Annotated in this window: 15 protein-coding genes; 7 read left to right on the top strand and 8 right to left on the bottom strand. The window is 42.8% G+C overall.

Annotated features, from left to right (window positions below):
* The coding region (tnpC, locus tag ABD744_RS15175; RefSeq protein WP_344799381.1) for an IS66 family transposase at positions 1-901 on the bottom strand (901 nt) is incomplete at its 3' end.
* 306 nt (positions 902-1,207) lie between these two features.
* Between tnpC and ABD744_RS15170 the strand changes: the two genes are divergently transcribed.
* On the top strand, positions 1,208-2,368 hold the full coding sequence (locus ABD744_RS15170) for an AAA family ATPase (protein ID WP_344799380.1): 1,161 nt from the start codon (positions 1,208-1,210) through the stop codon (positions 2,366-2,368).
* Complete coding sequence (locus tag ABD744_RS15165; RefSeq protein WP_344799379.1) at positions 2,358-2,768, top strand: hypothetical protein; 411 nt, start codon at positions 2,358-2,360, stop codon at positions 2,766-2,768. Before ABD744_RS15170 ends, ABD744_RS15165 begins: the two co-directional genes overlap by 11 nt.
* Before the next feature lie 509 nt (positions 2,769-3,277).
* Here the strand turns inward: ABD744_RS15165 and ABD744_RS15160 are convergent.
* Complete coding sequence (locus ABD744_RS15160; protein ID WP_344799378.1) at positions 3,278-3,778, bottom strand: DUF4411 family protein; 501 nt, start codon at positions 3,776-3,778, stop codon at positions 3,278-3,280.
* A complete protein-coding gene (locus ABD744_RS15155) occupies positions 3,775-4,905 on the bottom strand; it encodes a helix-turn-helix domain-containing protein (RefSeq protein WP_344799377.1) in 1,131 nt (376 codons plus the stop codon). Before ABD744_RS15155 ends, ABD744_RS15160 begins: the two co-directional genes overlap by 4 nt.
* A gap of 759 nt (positions 4,906-5,664) precedes the next feature.
* On the opposite strand from ABD744_RS15155, the gene ABD744_RS15150 reads away from it, so the two are divergent.
* The 4 genes from ABD744_RS15150 (at position 5,665) to ABD744_RS15135 (ending at position 10,764) form a co-directional block, all read left to right on the top strand.
* Positions 5,665-5,967 carry a type II toxin-antitoxin system HigB family toxin gene (locus ABD744_RS15150; protein WP_344799376.1) on the top strand — a complete coding sequence of 101 codons (303 nt, stop codon included), beginning with the start codon at positions 5,665-5,667 and terminating at the stop codon, positions 5,965-5,967.
* Between the two features lie 17 nt (positions 5,968-5,984).
* Positions 5,985-6,353, top strand: coding sequence for a helix-turn-helix domain-containing protein (locus ABD744_RS15145; RefSeq protein WP_344799375.1), 369 nt, complete (start codon positions 5,985-5,987; stop codon positions 6,351-6,353).
* A gap of 64 nt (positions 6,354-6,417) precedes the next feature.
* Entirely contained in the window at positions 6,418-8,769 is a 2,352-nt protein-coding gene (locus ABD744_RS15140; RefSeq protein WP_425562173.1) for a TOTE conflict system archaeo-eukaryotic primase domain-containing protein, read from the top strand.
* A gap of 714 nt (positions 8,770-9,483) precedes the next feature.
* Positions 9,484-10,764 (top strand): HD-GYP domain-containing protein, encoded by a 1,281-nt coding sequence (locus ABD744_RS15135; RefSeq protein ID WP_344799373.1) that lies wholly within the window; start codon positions 9,484-9,486, stop codon positions 10,762-10,764.
* A gap of 13 nt (positions 10,765-10,777) precedes the next feature.
* On the opposite strand, the gene ABD744_RS15130 is transcribed toward ABD744_RS15135, so the two are convergent.
* The 4 genes from ABD744_RS15130 to ABD744_RS15115 all read right to left on the bottom strand — a co-directional run bounded on the left by ABD744_RS15130 (position 10,778) and on the right by ABD744_RS15115 (position 14,139).
* Positions 10,778-11,818, bottom strand: a complete 1,041-nt coding sequence (locus ABD744_RS15130; RefSeq protein WP_344799372.1) for an endonuclease/exonuclease/phosphatase family protein — start codon at positions 11,816-11,818, stop codon at positions 10,778-10,780.
* Between the two features lie 120 nt (positions 11,819-11,938).
* On the bottom strand, positions 11,939-12,850 hold the full coding sequence (locus ABD744_RS15125) for an ADP-ribosylglycohydrolase family protein (protein WP_344799371.1): 912 nt from the start codon (positions 12,848-12,850) through the stop codon (positions 11,939-11,941).
* Between the two features lie 45 nt (positions 12,851-12,895).
* Complete coding sequence (ybiA, locus tag ABD744_RS15120) at positions 12,896-13,366, bottom strand: riboflavin biosynthesis intermediates N-glycosidase (protein WP_344799370.1); 471 nt, start codon at positions 13,364-13,366, stop codon at positions 12,896-12,898.
* A 35-nt stretch (positions 13,367-13,401) separates the two neighbouring features.
* A complete protein-coding gene (locus ABD744_RS15115; protein WP_344799369.1) occupies positions 13,402-14,139 on the bottom strand; it encodes an NUDIX hydrolase in 738 nt (245 codons plus the stop codon).
* 79 nt (positions 14,140-14,218) lie between these two features.
* On the opposite strand from ABD744_RS15115, the gene ABD744_RS15110 reads away from it, so the two are divergent.
* Complete coding sequence (locus tag ABD744_RS15110; protein WP_344799368.1) at positions 14,219-15,298, top strand: ADP-ribosylglycohydrolase family protein; 1,080 nt, start codon at positions 14,219-14,221, stop codon at positions 15,296-15,298.
* A gap of 1 nt (position 15,299) precedes the next feature.
* Here the strand turns inward: ABD744_RS15110 and ABD744_RS15105 are convergent, their stop codons facing one another.
* Entirely contained in the window at positions 15,300-16,370 is a 1,071-nt protein-coding gene (locus ABD744_RS15105; protein ID WP_344799366.1) for a tetratricopeptide repeat protein, read from the bottom strand.
* Positions 16,371-16,558 lie beyond the last annotated feature (188 nt).

The raw sequence follows: 16,558 nt of genomic DNA, 5'->3' as shown, positions 1-16,558 counted from the left end.
CAAGCTTATTGGCTTTCGCCGTTTCTATGATGCTGTACATCATGGCACTGGCGTTTGCGCCTTGTTGCGAGTTACTGAACATCCAGTTTTTACGGCCAATAGCGAACGGTCGGATGGCATTTTCGACCGGATTATTATCAATATTCAGTCGACCGTCTTCGGTATAAACCGTCAGCTTTTCCCAGTTGTTATTCAGGTAACTGAGGGCTTGCCCTGTTTTCCCTTTCGGCAAGGTTTGAGCCATGGATTTATCCAGCCAGGCTCGGATTTTTTTCAGCTGAGGGACACTCTTTTCCTGGCGGATTCGATAACGCTCATCAACCGGTTTGTCTTTGATGGACTTTTCGATGACATACAGCACTTTGATCATAGTGATCGCCATATCCGCTTTGGTCTGCTTGCCGTTTTTACTCGGTGCGGTTTTTTGCGCTTCAATAAATTTTCGGCGTGCATGAGCGAAGCACCCTAAATGCACGATGCCATCTTCTTTGCCTGTCTTGTGGTAACCCGCGTAATCGTCGGTTTGCAGATACCCTTGATAATCAGGCAGGCGTTGTTCCACCTCCAAGCCTTTCCGGCTGGGCGCGTAATCAAATAAAATGACGGGTTTGTCTGGGCCACCGGTTCGACGTACCCACATATAACTTTTACTTTCCGGTGGCTTATCTGGTTCTTTCAGGACTTGAACGGTGGTCTCATCCATATGAATGTAACCGCTGCTCATTAAGCGATCATTCATTAGGTTGTACAGTGGTTGCAGAAGCTGGCTGCATTGGATCATCCAGCGCGCTTGCGTGTTTCGTGGTAAATGTACGTCTAAGCGATTGAAGATGGCGGCTATTCGATACAATGGCAGCGCATCCTGATATTTGGCCACTGCAATGTCGAACTGGAATATCATTGATAAAGGCTCAACTGTAATTGAGCAAGGAATCATAGAATAGAACAGTAAAATGAGTTCCTTCGAAATTGTGATCTTATCATTTGCTTTTAGACACCCACCCTATGTAGAATCAATTTCCGCCAAAAATGGCGGATATCATAGATTTGTACTTTAATAGCTACTAAGATTGAAATTGACTAGAAGGATCCAGTTGAACCAATAGCAACTTCTTCATCTCTTATACAACTGATTTTATTGAATAAATTCAATTTGCTACTGAAGGATTATATCTACTGATGGCAATCATAATATTAAGGTTCAAGTATGTTTTTAAAATATGGTGGTCGTAACTTCTATTGCTTTAAAGATGATTTTGAAGTAGATCTAAGGCTAAATAAAAACTGTCCACAAGATATTTCGAAGGGTAAAGATTTCAGTAAAGTAATGTGCATTAAGGGTGCTAATGCTGCTGGTAAAACAAATATATTAAAAGCACTTTCTTTTGTATGTAACTTTGCAACAAATTCTTTTAACTCTAAGCCAGACGATGAGATTAAAGTCGAATCTTTCTTTCAGAATCAGCTTCCTGTATTTCTATTCTGTGAATTTAGAAGTAATGTAAATTCTGATGAATACAGGTATGAAATTACGCTTAGTAAGAAAAAGGTTTTAATTGAATCTCTATTTCTCTTGAACAACGGAAAAAAGCAAAGAGCTTTATTTCATAGAGAAGGTAATTCTATTAAGGAATTATATAGTACATATGAAGAGTTTAAGAAGATACCGCAAATAAGAGATAATGCTTCATTGATTAGTATTGCTAATCAACATGAAATACTATGCAGCCTTGAAGCATACTGGATCTTCAACACCGTTATAACCAATGTAAACCATATCGGTTTTAAAGATCTAACTCCAGATAATCTCCATAAGTATTATTTTGACAACTCTAAGGCTCTGGATTTTGTAACAAATTTGCTTCGTAGATTCGATACAGGAATTCATGACTTAAAAATTGACACTTATACAAATAACGAAGGAGATGAAATTTACTATCCTTTATTTATTTATCATGTAGACGATCAGGAGCATTCCTTAAGATTACATCAACAATCAAGCGGTACTAGACGTTTATATCACTTGCTTGGACTTGTCTATCTAGTTGTCGATTTGGCCCATGATACTCCGTATACACCTACATTCATTGCAGATGAGCTTGATTTACATTTACACTCAAAAATTCTGCCTGAGTTGACCAAGATTTTTGAAGAGTCTAATAAAGCTCAGTTAATTTTCACCTGTCAAAATGATCAAATACTAGATTCGATGGGTAAATATAGAACCACTTTAATAAACAAAGAAGAAAATGAAAGCTATTCCTATCGCTTAGATGAACTACCAAGTGATCTATTAAGAAATAATCGACCAATTACACCTCACTATACTAATGGAAGTATTGGAGGAGAACCAAACATTGAGGGCTAAAGAAAAATTCTTAAAAAGGCATTACGAAGAAAATAAGGACTGCAATAAGGCAATCTTTGATCTTTATCCTAAGTTTTCTTTTGAATATAACGTTGGCGTAGGTACATCCAGAAACATTGAAAGACGAGAAAAAGCACACCGAGTGGCAATTTTAAACAAGCTCGTACATCTAAGTAAGCAGACCTGGAAAGAAATAAGCCAACTACCAAAAGAACAAGGCTATGAAAAAATACCTAAGTCATCGTTCAAGTCTTTACCTAGCCTCCCTAATAAGTTTTCTGAAGTAACACAGATCGATGTCTTTAGAATTGGTGATTGCGGCAGATTAATTGGATATATAGAAGATGAAGTTTTTTATATTGTTTGGATAGACGTTCAGTTTGATATGTATGATCATTAATATAATAAGGTTCTTGGCACCAATTTAGCACCTGTTAAACATAAGGCTTTGATATGATTAAACATAACGTGGGTTCGACTCCCACCATCTCCACCAAACGACCTGAAGGCCTCGCATTGCGGGGCTTTCGGCTTTCTATAGGGCGCAAAACCTGAAATGGCACACAAAGGTGCAACACAATGAGCGCGTCTTTCAGTTGTTGCATACAAAGAGATTCTACTTACTGGTTTAACTACGCCGATCAAGGTGGACGGAGATGGTCGGAGTAAGCGCAAAGTCTTTGATAAGAATGACCTCAAGTTAATATTTAGCCCCCCCTGTCTTCAAAGAACACAAGTACATGAATGCCTATTATTACTGGCTTCCCCTCATGGGACTCCACACGGACGCTCGGTTCTACCTAAGGTTTACCAAATAAGTGGATTGAAGAGGGTAAGTAAGCTTTTGCTATTGCTATTGCTGGAATATAAGACATGAGACTGCCAGAACGACAGCCATACACATAAAGATTAGGCAGCGGGCAAGACAAATTCAGCTTCAAGTTCATGTAACATTTCGAATGTATTCATGTACGGAACACCTAGTAGCTTACATACATTAGGAATATGTATCTTTTTCTTGATGTCTGGTTTATAAACTTCCTGAGTAACCACAGTCGCACCAGTAGCCATAGCTGTTGCAATAAGCCAAGGGTCTGCACCTGACATGAACTCTTCATGAGTACCGGCTTTCATATGGTTCATATCATATACGGCTGGGGCTACACTGGCTCCGAAGCTAGCCTGGATATCTTCGGAACTCTCAGGCATGAAAATCTGAGAGTTCTCTTCTACCCATTCAGATAGCTCATCTCTTCCTTTAAGTAACTCATCCTTTACCATACTGATACTGATGATTTCTTGTTTTTTATGAGCTTTCAACAACCACTCCCAATATGCTGGACAAATAGTCATACCGTAATAGCGGCCTTTAGCTTCAATAAATGTATTTGCGTCTAATAGATACTTCATTGTGGCAGTTTACTCGCGTATGTTCCTAGAGCGCTTGGAGATACCCCAAGAAGTTGCCCTGCATCCCTTAATAATAATCTTCCACTACGAGCTTCAGAGAGGACGGCTTGAGACATCCTTATGCTGTTCTTAGCCCCTGCACTTCTGTAGAAATCTCCACCACCACCGTCTTTATCTCTAAACGCCTCAAGCTCTGCTCGATAAAATCCAGAGTATTCAGCCCTAGTGATTAACATTATGTCTGCAGCTCGGCGAGCTACAACCATCTTACTTACATGGAATCTTGTAGCAGCCACAGCACAGTTGGTTGGTAAAGTCTCAGGCTCAGACCATATTTCCCTAAGCCCCTGTTCTGGCACAAGAAACTCTCCAGCCACCTGATTGCAATACCTTTCTTCGGCTGCATTAGAAGGTTCTAAATTGGAGATGCCGCTACAGCCTAACCAGATATGAGCAAGTTCATGTATTAAAGTAAACAACCGAGCAGCCGGAGCATCAGAGCTATTAATGAATACTACAGGTGCAAAATCATCTGTTATGGCAAAACCTCTAAACTCAGTGACTTGAAGTTTTCTGTGCGTGTTATTACCTACAATTCCACTTCGCATTACCAGCACACCAGCCTTTTCAGCTCCGTCTATCAACTCCCTTTGGTACTCTTCCCATGTCCCTCTCTGGGGAATGCCTACGCCTAAAGCTTCACGAAGACTAGCTACAGTTGTAGCGATAGGAGTTTGAAGGCTCACAGAACCTACGTGCTGATTAGGTTCGAATTCATTGGAAATAAGATAATCTTTATACCAGGTCTGTTTCTTCAAGACCTGAGTGATGATATCTCGAAGTTCAGGACTTGGTTGATCAACATCATGTCCTTCTATTGTTCTCAAGTCGGGAATAGCGAGCTGCTCTTCGGGTGGCTTAGGTAGAAATAAATAGCCGAATGGTGTGTGTGTATATTTCGCTATGTTCTGAGCTTGCTTAAAGGTTGGTTTTGTATCACCTTGCTCCCATTGAGTGAGTCGTTCAAGCTTTACATTCAGCTTTCTAGCAAGCGCAGAGAGACTCAAGCCAGCACGATGTCTGGCCCAACTCAAAAGTTCTGGGTTTACTAAAGCTTGTGTTGGCATACTTAAAGTTTCTTACTAATCAACGTGGTGCATTATACCGTTAAGGAAAGTTTTATACATGAAACTCAAAGCTGCAACTTTCCACTCTTTTAATATGCCTGAATATCACTGTGAGTGCTACTACGTCCTCTAAGCTTGTTTGACTGAGATTCGTAGGGCTATGGGGTAAGTCATCTACATCCAAGTATTAAATAAGCCCACAGGTTTTTACTGCAAATTTTGAAGCTGCTTCAGTCTACCTTGTGCACCCCTAATTGATGCTGCACAATGGTGTAACACAATCAAAAACCGTAATCCATGTTTACCAATAGAGTCAATAAGTTAGGGTTTCCAAAGCAAAGTCCCACCATCTTGTAAATAGCCCTAATGAGCCCCACCAGCCATTAGGGCTTTTTTATAAACCGCAACTTTACTATCAGGAATTAGGGCTGATGCGGGAACCTGCGTACTAGCGCACCCTCAAACAGCTCTTTCTTAGGCAACCCAGCCTCATACCCCAACACATCTTATCGCCTGTACCTGACTTGGACACACAGTTTTACGTAAATTGGCCCAATGCCCTCAGACCGCCAACGCTCCAGTGTCGCTTCGCTTACCTGCCATCGCTCCTGCGCATCCATGTCCCGCGAATTTAGTACTTCCTTGCACGTCAACGATTACATAGCTCTCTTTGCGTCATAAGTGCTTGATATTCACTCATATCGATTCTCCAGTATATTTTAGTTGAAGCAGTCCCATTTGGGGACTATTATTAACTTTATGAGAATCATTGCCTTATCGACACTGAAAGCTTTCTGGGAAAAACACCCAGAGTGCATGGATGCTAAAGAGCCAACGCTCGCCTGGTATCGGCATGCCTTAACGGCCGACTGGAGCGCTCCTGCTGATGTAAAACAGGACTTCGGAAATGCCAGCATCCTCAAAGATGGGCGTGTGGTTTTCAATATTGCAGGCAACAAGTACAGACTAGTCGTTTGGATTAACTACGCCTATCGCGTGCTCTACATCAGATTCATCGGCACCCATGCGCAATACGACAAAATTGACGTACAAACTATTTAATCGCCGGAGGAATTACTATGGACATCAAACCGATTAAAACTGATGCCGACTACCATGCGGCATTAAAAGAAATTGAAAGCTTGATGATGGCTGGCCCTGATACACCTGAAGGTGAAAAGCTGGATGTAATGGTCACGCTTATCGAAGCTTATGAGGCCAAGCATTTCCCTATGGAACTGCCTGATCCTGTTGAAGCCATCAAATTCGAGATGGAGCGCAAAGGATTAACCGTAAAAGACCTTGAGCCAATGATTGGTAAAAGCAACCGAGTCTATGAGATTCTCAACCGTAAACGTTCGCTTACACTAAAGATGATCTGGAAGCTGCATGAAGATTTGGGTATTCCTGCTGAATCCTTAATCAAACCACCTCAAGCGCATGCTTAAGAGTGATAGATTTCAAAACACAACCGAGATTGACGCTCGGCTCGCAGAGCTTGAGCAGGAGAAAATGCAGCTTCTAGCTCTCAGAGAGCAACTCCAGCAACCTTCACCGAATACATCAGACTCGCCCTTATATTCGCCAGACCAAAAGATTGCCATTTTTAGAGGATTGTTTCGGGGCCGAGTCGATATTTTTGCTAACCGCTGGCAAAACAAACAAGGTCGCAGTGGTTACTCTGTTGCCTGCAATAACGAGTGGGTACAAGGAATCTGTCATAAGCCTCGCATCAAATGTCAGGATTGCAATCACCGTCAGTTCACAGAGTTAAATGACCAGATCATTTATCGCCACTTAGCAGGGCAACAAGTCGTTGGCCTTTATCCTTTGATGCACAATAACACCTGCTACTTTCTTGCCGCCGATTTTGATAAAGGCCAATGGCAAGACGAAGTGAAAGCAATGTCGAAGGCTTGCCAAAACTTTGGAATACCACATGCCATTGAAATTTCTCGTTCCGGCAATGGCGCGCACCTTTGGATTTTCTTCAACGAGAAAGTGCCAGCCAAAGAAGCTAGGCTACTGGGATTTGGCCTGCTCGACAAAGCGATGGAGTTTTATCCCAACTTATCGTTTGATTCCTATGATCGCCTTTTCCCCAATCAGGATATTTTACCCGAAGGCGGATTTGGAAATTTAATCGCTCTACCACTTCAGAAGGAAGCGCGATTGTCTGGCAATAGCTCCTTTGTCAATAACGAACTGAATGTCATCCAGGACCAATGGCAGCACCTGGCTAATATGCAGTCTATTTCACACAGTAGACTGACAAAGCTACTGACACAGATTTCACCAAACTCAGCGTTATTTAAAGAACAAGAAGTAATTGAGAATCGTCCACCCTGGGAAATGACCGCCAAGGCAAAATCTCTCATATTGGAAAACCCTCCAGAAAAGGTATCCGTCACGCTTGCAAATCATGTTTATTTTGATTTAAGTGAAATACCAAGCGCGTTAACGGCAAGGTTAAGGCGACTCGCGAGCTTTTCCAACCCAGTTTTCTTTAAAACACAGGCATTACGATTTTCAACTCATGGTATCCCGCGATTTATCTCCTGCGCTCGAATTGAGCAAGGCTACTTGGCAATACCTCGTGGCTGCTTAGATGAAGCGCTGGAGTTATTGGCTGAGAATAAAATAGAAGCTCAAATAGATGATCAACGTGAAAGTGGCACTAAACTTAAAGCCACTAAGTCACTTGTCAAACTCAGAAAGAATCAACAAGCTGCAGTGCGAGCCATGAGCCAGCACGATGCTGGAATTCTTCACGCTCCGACAGCCTTTGGTAAAACAGTGACCGCTATTGGCATGATTACTAAGCGCAAATCCAATACGCTAATTTTACTACACAGTAGACAGCTGCTCGACCAGTGGAAAGAACGATTAAAATCGTTTTTGCCTGGTGTGGATGTAGGTATCATCGGTGGTGGCAAGAAAAAACCAACGGGTGTCGTTGACATCGCAACCTATCAAAGTCTAATCAACAAAAAGGACAACACCGTATCAGAGATCGTTCAAGATTATGGACATGTGATCGTTGATGAATGTCATCATGTTTCTGCGCCACGCTTTGAAATGGTGTTAAACGAAGTTCGAGCCAAATACGTACTCGGCTTGACAGCCACCCCCGAACGACAGGATGGCCACCAGAAAATCATCTTTATGGCAGCAGGGCCTATTCGTCACAAAGTTAAAAGCACTACTGAAGATAAATTTGAGCAACAAGTCGTTGTTCATCAGCTCCATGACGCAGCTCCAAGGCAGTTAATCAATTCGGAAGAACGACCGAAAATCTCTGACGTTTATCGATGGATTATGGAAAATGATAAACGGACAGAGCGAATCGTCAACGATGTACTCGCTTGCATTCAGCAATCAAAACACCCAATAGTGTTAACAGAACGTAGAGAACATGCAGAGACGATCAATGCTATGCTGCTCGACAAAGAGGTCGACTCGGTCATTTTAAAAGGCGCAATGCGCGCGTCTGAGCGTAAGGCCGTTGAGGAACAGCTACCCACCGCGCAAGTCGTCGTTGCCACTGGTAAGTATGTAGGTGAAGGTTTTGATCTGCCGAGATTAGACACCCTATTCTTAGCTATGCCTATCGCCTGGAAAGGGTCACTGGCTCAGTATGCTGGGCGAATTCACCGAGAGTCAGACGGCAAAGAACGAGTCACCATTTACGATTATGTCGATTGCTCGCTCCCTATGTTGCAACGAATGTTCAGCAAACGGGAGAAAAGCTATAAGTCCATGGGGTACCAGATATCGTTTAATGGCGAAGCGCCTGAGCATAGCCAATTGTCAACCGAGTTTCTACTAGCTTCTGACAAACAGAGTTCCGAAGCTCCTGCGTAAGAGGAACCCGCATTTACTTACTAAAGCAATTGAGAAGCTAATTCAGTTCCTATTGTGGAAACCAGACCGGGGGTCCACGGCATCACCAAAACCCTAGTCGGTCTAGACCACTCTAGACCGACTAATCCCCTTCTTAATCAACCTCTTAGCGAAAAAACGTCTAATCACGTTTTGGTCTCTAATGGTCTGGATAAGGCTCCATTTGGTCACAGTTTAGTCACAAGTGACTTATCCCATTTAGACAAAGCCATTCAGTCAACAAAAGACTACGGCACCGGTTCTTGTCACTTATTCAGAAAACGAGAATGTTTACTAAACAGATTGGACAATCTTGAACGCAAAATTCTATAAGAAACAGCTACTAACTCTCACCGAGAAACCATTGCTCATTCAAAACGATTGAAGAATGTAAAAGCTCACTCAGGGCCCATGCAAGTCTCCTTCAGGCACTGCTGTAAGATAGAGACCAAATGACCAGCACCATTTTCATCAGCCAACTCCCCGTTAATGAACGGTACAACTTGATGGGTAATGCGACGATTGCTCTCCAGGGAACCAAGACTACACTCTTCTAAACGTTTTCACCTACCTTAAAGGCCTGAAAACCCACAAAGTTTAAAGAGAGCTAAAAATTTTCACACTTTCACTACACACCACAAGCCAAGCCTGCTCTATACTATGATTTACAATAAATAATTAAAAACAGGCTTAACATTGGCAGCAAATCAAACGCTTATCAGCGTCGAAAAACTCACAGTGGGAATGTATGTCGACATCCAGTTGGGATGGGCTCATCATCCGTTTTTGTTTCGTAAGCTGAAAATCAAAAGCGCCCATGAAATCCAGATCATGAAAGACTTAGGGCTCAAGGAAGTAATGCTCTTTCCGGAAAAAAGCGATAAAGAAAGCCTGGAAGCCTCCAAAAAAATAGATGATACCAGTGAGTTTGAAGAAGAAACCAACGCAACCTCCAGTGACGAGCTTTGGCAACAAAAACAAGAAGCACTAAAAAAAGCAGATAACTTCCGGATTAACCGGAAAAAAATCGCCCTTCAATATCGGGAAAAACAAAAACGAGTAAAAAACCTGACTGCCGACTTAAAAACAGCACCTGCCAACGCAATCCGAGATGCGGGTGAAGTGGTCAATGATATGCTCGAAAACTTTAATGAAGACTCCGATGTATTGATTAACCTAGTCAGCCTGAGCAGCGATGATCACTCCCACCACTGCCATACCCTGAACGTGGCGGTGCTCTCTTTAACAATAGGAAACGCACTCGGTTTATCTAAACAAGAATTAAAATTGCTTGGGATGGGCGCCATTCTTCATGACATCGGAAAAGTAGCCATTCCCGCTGCCATCATCAATAAAAAAGGGAAAAAAACCACCAGCGAAATTAAGCTATTACAAACACATACCACTGCGGGCGCACGAATTGCCGAGGCTATGCCCGAAGTCGATCAAAGAGTCATTCATGTGATCAAACATCATCATGAACTATTGGACGGTTCCGGCTTTCCTAACGGGCTTAAAGGTGATGACATATCTACCATCTGCCGAATTGTAGCGATTGCCAACATCTACGATAATCTGTGTAACAACCCTGACCCGGCAGCGGCTTTAATCCCTAAGTCTGCAATGGCCATTTTATTCAAGAAATACCAGAACAAACTGGACATCGACTTAGTACAACACTTCATTAAAACGTTTGGTGTTTATCCACCTGGTACTGTTGTTAAACTTAATGACGAAAGCATTGCGCTCGTCATTTCAGTCGACCCAAGCACGATCCTGAAACCCAAAGTGTTGCTCTATAACCCGGACATTCCTGCAAACCAGGCACTGTTATTGAACCTTGCTGAACATGAGAAACTTGAGGTTGTGAGTGTCCTTAAACCCAATGAGTGCCCTCCCAGAGTTTATGAGTATCTTGGCATTCAAGAAAACATGGGGTTTTATTTAGAAACCATCAAAAAGCAATCTGGTAGTTAAGCGAACAATTCACTTAAAACCGAACCTCAACGTCCACGCTGACGGGCGCGTGATCCGAGCACTGGGCATCTTTTTCATGATCCGGGTTTTGTAAGTGCTGATCATGAACCTGATAATCGATTACTTCTGCCAAACTGTGATCATATGCACTGTTAAAGTCTTTGGATAACAGAATGTAATCTAACGTACTGCCTTTATTCGCAAAATAATGCGTTGGTTTTCGTTGACCAACTGCAGGGTTGATATTCAGATCGTAAGAATCAAACAAGGAAAAGCGCTCAATGAACCGTCGTTCTTCAGTGGATAAGCTCGAAATATACCTCGGCCCTAGTTTGTCCATCCCCCGCCCCGCCACCAGCTGTTGCAAAGCTGCCGACTCAATGGTGTCATTCAAATCACCAAGAATCATGGTTGGTCGCTCTTTCAGACACATTTGTTCGACGTAATCCTGATAGATCATCGACGCTTCCGTTCCTCGTTGAATATTAGAAGCCCAGCGACCATGAATTTCTGCAAGCATATGCGCTCTGATTTCTGAATTACTCTCCAGCCGGGGCGGTAATTCCCGTTCAAATTGCGAGCGTTTTGATTTCAAATGAATCACATAAACCAGTACAGTGCCGAAGCCCTCAATAAGAACCTCAGAACGAATAGGCGTTCGACTGAATGAAAAGCCATTTTGCAATTTCAGTTCATGCACCAGCTCATCACTGAACTCAACAGATTCAACTGAAACAATAGGAAAGCGGGATGCAATTGCCACCACCGGCTTCATATAAACATGGTCACTGTCCACCTGAGGCGAATCAACCACTCGAAAATACGGCAAGCCGGATTGCACAACCAAACGATTTAACGCATCCGGGCTGAAGACTTCCTGAAAGCCGATGATATCTGGCTTAATTGCAGCCAGTTTATTGATCAACCATCGTTGCTTTTGTGCCCACTGTCGTTCGGAAAAAATATTATCCAACTCATAGCACGCATTGGGTGGCTCAATAAAATTGAGTAAATTGAACGTGCAAACTCTGAAATCTGTTATGTAGGTGTTCAAAATAACAAGTTACCATCTTTGTATGTTCTAAACCTTATGATCTAGTTTCTCTCATCAACCCACCGATTCATAATCCGTTCGTTTACAAACAATGGAAACCAGAATTACGTAAAAGCTATGTCATGCTTTACGCAGTAAACGATCAGAAAGATCGAATAATAACTCTTTCTCCGCCACACTATTAACCCAAGATTCAGGTATTAAACTTAAACCATAATGAGCTCCGGCTAATTGTCCGGTGATGGCTGCCGTAGTGTCTGCATCTCCTCCTAAATTAGCCGCAGCCAGAACAGCATCCTTATAGGTGTCAGTATGAGCAAAACACCAAAGCGCCGCTTCCATCGAGTTTATGACATACCCTGACCCTATGATTTGATCCACTTTCTTGAAACGATATTCTCCTGAAGCGATTCGAGAGACACCTTCGGTTTCAGGTTGATAACGGCCATCAGTTAAAATACTGGATTTATCCTCACCTTGAAGTGCGGCATAGATCAAACTTGAATAATATTTACAGGCATCAATGCATTCCGCCGCGCCATGAGTGGTTCTGGAGCTTTCAGCTGCATATTTAATCATTTCCGGGAATCGATCAAAATAAAACAAGGGAATCGGAGCCAAACGCATTAAAGAACCGTTACCTGCCGACATAGGATCAACACTGCCACTGTAAGGGTCTTGAGTTTTTAGATATTGATCCAACGCCGATAACACAGTCATGCCTATGTCAAAACAACGGCCGTTACTGCTCATGTATCCACTTTTCCACCAATCGCAATAACGATTCATTTGATCTTGAGGATTAAACCCCTGGCAATACAAAAGGGACTGAGCCAAACAGAGCGCCATCGAAGTATCGTCCGTCCATTGACCCGGTTTGAGATTGAACGGGCCCCCCCCCACCATATCCACCATAGGTTCAAATGAACCTCGAGGCTTGAACTCCAGAGTGGTACCGACTGCATCACCGATGGCCAAACCGAGTAAACACCCCTGAAACCGGTTCAATAACATTTCATTTCCTTGTGACATAAATCGTCCTATCCCTGTTAGTTATGTAAATTCGTTAAATAAGCGCTATAAATACTGACCCTTTTCAAAACGGCTTTTACCAGCAACGATTGCCTCTCTGACTTCCATTAATATAATGCCAAGCATGTTCTTTCCAGAACCGTCACCACCGTCTGCCCAATAACGATCGTTAGCAGTATGCTCTACCAATAAAGCAGCCCCTGTGTTCAGTAATACGGGTTTTAATTCCTTATTCTGGGTAAACTTAGCCATCACAGCTTCTCGCATGATGTCATCTATTACGGCTTCCCAATCCTTACGCAGCGGCCGATTTCGGTCACGCCCCATACTTGCAGCTTTCAAGGGCTTTTTGGCGTAACGAATTTCCTCTTCGTGCTCTGTTCCTGCAAACTTTTGTGCCTGAAAATAATGTTCAGTCGTTGGCCAGGATTTTCCTTTCAGAAAAATGGAATGCCTTGAGAAGTTTGAAAAACACCCAAACTCGCCATCGCTTGTGTAAAAATTAATAACCTTCATTTCCTTACCTAAATTATATTTCTTAAATTAAAGCCTTATCTTGGGCCTTCAATACTTCTTGGAAACAAGTGATCCTTCCCTTGCTCTTTTGCTCTGTATAGCTTCGCAGGCCTGTTGCTGCCTGTTTTCATATTGCCTGTCTCCTCAAGAATATCGGCGTCCAGAACCCGCCGCCTGAACGATTTTTTCTCAACCGAAGTATCCAGAATAATCTCAAACGTCGACTGTAATTCGGTTAATGTAAACTCTTCCGACAGCAGGTTTACTGGCAACGAGGTGTACTGAACTTTGCTTTTCAATCGCTCATGACACATTTCGAAAATCTGATTATGATCGAACGCCAACTTATCCAGTTTCGCTAACTGAAACACAGGAACCCACTTCACATCCTCTGAACTGGAGTCTTTACTCAGTACCACAGAATCCGCTGCAATTAATGCCATATATGCCACTGTAACAGACCAACCTCTAGGATCTCGGTTCATTGCTCCGACAGTACCAACCTGCTCCAGGTAAGGCGTATCTACCCCTGTTTTGTCGCGCAGTTTCCGCTGGGCGGTATCATCCAACGTGCTATCCTGTTTCAAATCAATAAACCCACCCGGCAACGCCCATTTCCCTTTCTCAGGATAATCTGCCCGCTTAACCAAGAGCACCTGAAGTTCATCATCTATAATGCTAAAAATGCTCATATCCACAGACACCAACGGAACGTCGAAGTCGTGAATGCTGTAGCTTGAAAGAAATTCCTGTTCGCTTTTGTAGTGAGTCATTATTTAATCCAACTAGACTAAATGGCTTTAAGCCACTAACATTAAATTTATTATCAAACAAAGTCAATCGGAGGCTTTGATGGACTCGACCCAACCAACAGCTCAATCCATAGAAGGAAGCCTTTTGGGCCTAATGCTGGGAGATTCCATTGGCCTGCCATATGAAGGCCTAAGCCCCCGCCGAATTCAAAAGCTGACCAAAGGCGAATTCAAGCAATCTTTAATTTTGGGAAAAGGCATGGTCTCAGACGACACCGAGCACGCCATCATAACAGCCAGAAGCCTATGTAAAACGGAATCTCCAACTTTGTTCGGCAAGTCTCTGGCTTGGGGGCTTCGTTGGTGGTTTGCTCGATTACCCGCAGGTGTTGGCATGGCCACCGGCCGTGCATTAATAAAATCCTGGATAGGTTTTCCTCACAATAAGAGTGGGGTCTACTCTGCCGGAAACGGCCCTGCCATGCGAGCGCCGATCCTTGGCGTCGTATTTGGGCATCAACCGGAATTACTCAAAGAATACGTCGGACTCTCAACACGTATTACACACACCGACCCAAAAGCCTACATAGGAGCATTGGCCGTGGCAGAAGCCAGCTACTTAAGTTCGCAACAAAACTATGGTTTCGAGAGTTTCAAAAGCGCGATGCATCACTTACTTACTGAGCTACCGAGTCACCAAACGGAAGAGTTCTGGCTACTCATGGAGCACATAGAAAAAGAAATACCGGCGGGCACTGAAGGCATAAAGCGCCTCATTGAACATTTAAAGTTGCACAAAGGGGTATCGGGGTATACCTACCACACCTTACCCATTGTTTTACTCATGTTCTTCGTACATAAAAGTGATTTTAAAACAGCCATCAATCAAATGATCGCCTTAGGCGGGGATACAGATACTACCGCCGCAATATTAGGTGGCATCATAGGTTCAGGTTTATCCAAGGAACAACTGCCTGAGAAATGGTTATCCGAGATTTGGGATTACCCATGTACCCCGACATATGTAAGCCGACTGGCAGTACAGTTAAATACTCGGTTGAGCAGCCAAAGGCCTTCAAAATGCAGTTACCTTCCAGGCCCTTTCATTCTGATTCGCAATCTGTTCTTTCTTGTCATTGTATTACTTCACGGGTTCAGGCGATTATTACCACCTTATTAAACTATCCATCAATGGCCTTATCCTGCTTCATTAAGCGGTCAATTTTCTCCAACTCCCTTTCGGCTTCAACGTCACCTTGTTCTGCTAACATGACATATAATCTGCGCGCTTCCTTCAGGTTACTTTCGATGCCCAACCCATTCGCGTACATTTCGGCTAAGTTGAAGCCAGCGATTTCATAGTCACCGTTTTCTAAAGCTAACTTGTACCAATAAACAGCTTTTTCATAATTAACGTCTGTACCAATGCCAAATCGGTAACAACTACCCAGTCCGGCCTGGCCGTATACACTGCCTTCTTCAGCAGATTTAGACAGCCAGTAAAAAGCTAACTTGCTATCTTGAATACCATACTTTTGATCAAAATATAAATTCCCAAGCTTTGCTATTGAATCGCCATGCTTCTCGTTAGCTCCTTTAGTTAAAAGTTCAATAGCTTTAGATGTATTTTGTTTAACGCCTTCTCCTTCTAAAAAAGCATTAGCTAGGTTATAAAAAGCAGCGCCATGATTCTGTTCAGCGGATTTTCTATACCAATACAAAGCTTTATCAATATTCTTATCTACATTCTGACCTGTATTATAAAGGTAACCTAAACGGTTTTGTGCACGAGGCTCTCCACCTTCTGCTGCTTTGAAAAGAAATTTCAAACCAAGAGACTCGTCTACCGGCACATACCAACCAGAAAAATATGTAACCGCCAAACCATAGTAAGCAGAAGCACTCCCTTCTTTCGCTGCTTCGTTCAAAAGCTCAAGCGACTGCTGAACCTTTTCATCCTGTTTTCCTTCACCTAAGCCAGCCTGTAATAATGCGGAAAAACGAACTTTAGCTTCAACATGCCCCAGCTCAACAAGCTTCTCATAACCCCAAAAAGCATCATTTGGGTTTTCAAGTTCTCTTTCATATGTACTTTGAAACAATGTATCAGCGTGAGCTTCCAATTCAGAGCTATGAAAGTTATTGATATCTGCACTCGCCTTGAGTCCAACTAAAACAAAGTTAAAGAAAACAAATAATAATGCAATTTTGCAACTGGAATTTAGCTGTCTATGCTTTAACACCTTTTTCATAATCGATTCATTTATAGCTTCAAAGCGTGCCTACTGTTAGCAGGCTACACAGACAAGTCTTAACCGCCAGACACCTTACTCTGAATGATTAAACGGTCAATTTTCTCCAACTCCTTTTCAGCTTCAACGTCACCTTGTTCTGCTAACATGACATATAATCTGCGCGCTTCCTTCAGGTTGCTTTCGAC

The sequence above is a fragment of the Litoribacillus peritrichatus genome, assembly GCF_039537985.1.
GTDB classification, from domain to species: domain Bacteria; phylum Pseudomonadota; class Gammaproteobacteria; order Pseudomonadales; family Litoribrevibacteraceae; genus Litoribacillus; species Litoribacillus peritrichatus.
The sequence above is the reverse complement of the archived record's forward strand: the minus strand, read 5'-3'. Positions and strand labels throughout refer to the sequence as shown.

Coding starts and splice junctions, on each gene's coding strand:
- ABD744_RS15170 (WP_344799380.1), top strand. CDS start 1,208: ATGTTTTTAAAATATGGTGGTCGTAACTTCTATTGCTTTAAAGATGAT.
- ABD744_RS15160 (WP_344799378.1), bottom strand. CDS start 3,778: ATGAAGTATCTATTAGACGCAAATACATTTATTGAAGCTAAAGGCCGC.
- ABD744_RS15155 (WP_344799377.1), bottom strand. CDS start 4,905: ATGCCAACACAAGCTTTAGTAAACCCAGAACTTTTGAGTTGGGCCAGA.
- ABD744_RS15150 (WP_344799376.1), top strand. CDS start 5,665: ATGAGAATCATTGCCTTATCGACACTGAAAGCTTTCTGGGAAAAACAC.
- ABD744_RS15145 (WP_344799375.1), top strand. CDS start 5,985: ATGGACATCAAACCGATTAAAACTGATGCCGACTACCATGCGGCATTA.
- ABD744_RS15140 (WP_425562173.1), top strand. CDS start 6,418: ATGCAGCTTCTAGCTCTCAGAGAGCAACTCCAGCAACCTTCACCGAAT.
- ABD744_RS15125 (WP_344799371.1), bottom strand. CDS start 12,850: ATGTCACAAGGAAATGAAATGTTATTGAACCGGTTTCAGGGGTGTTTA.
- ybiA (WP_344799370.1), bottom strand. CDS start 13,366: ATGAAGGTTATTAATTTTTACACAAGCGATGGCGAGTTTGGGTGTTTT.
- ABD744_RS15115 (WP_344799369.1), bottom strand. CDS start 14,139: ATGACTCACTACAAAAGCGAACAGGAATTTCTTTCAAGCTACAGCATT.
- ABD744_RS15110 (WP_344799368.1), top strand. CDS start 14,219: ATGGACTCGACCCAACCAACAGCTCAATCCATAGAAGGAAGCCTTTTG.
- ABD744_RS15105 (WP_344799366.1), bottom strand. CDS start 16,370: ATGAAAAAGGTGTTAAAGCATAGACAGCTAAATTCCAGTTGCAAAATT.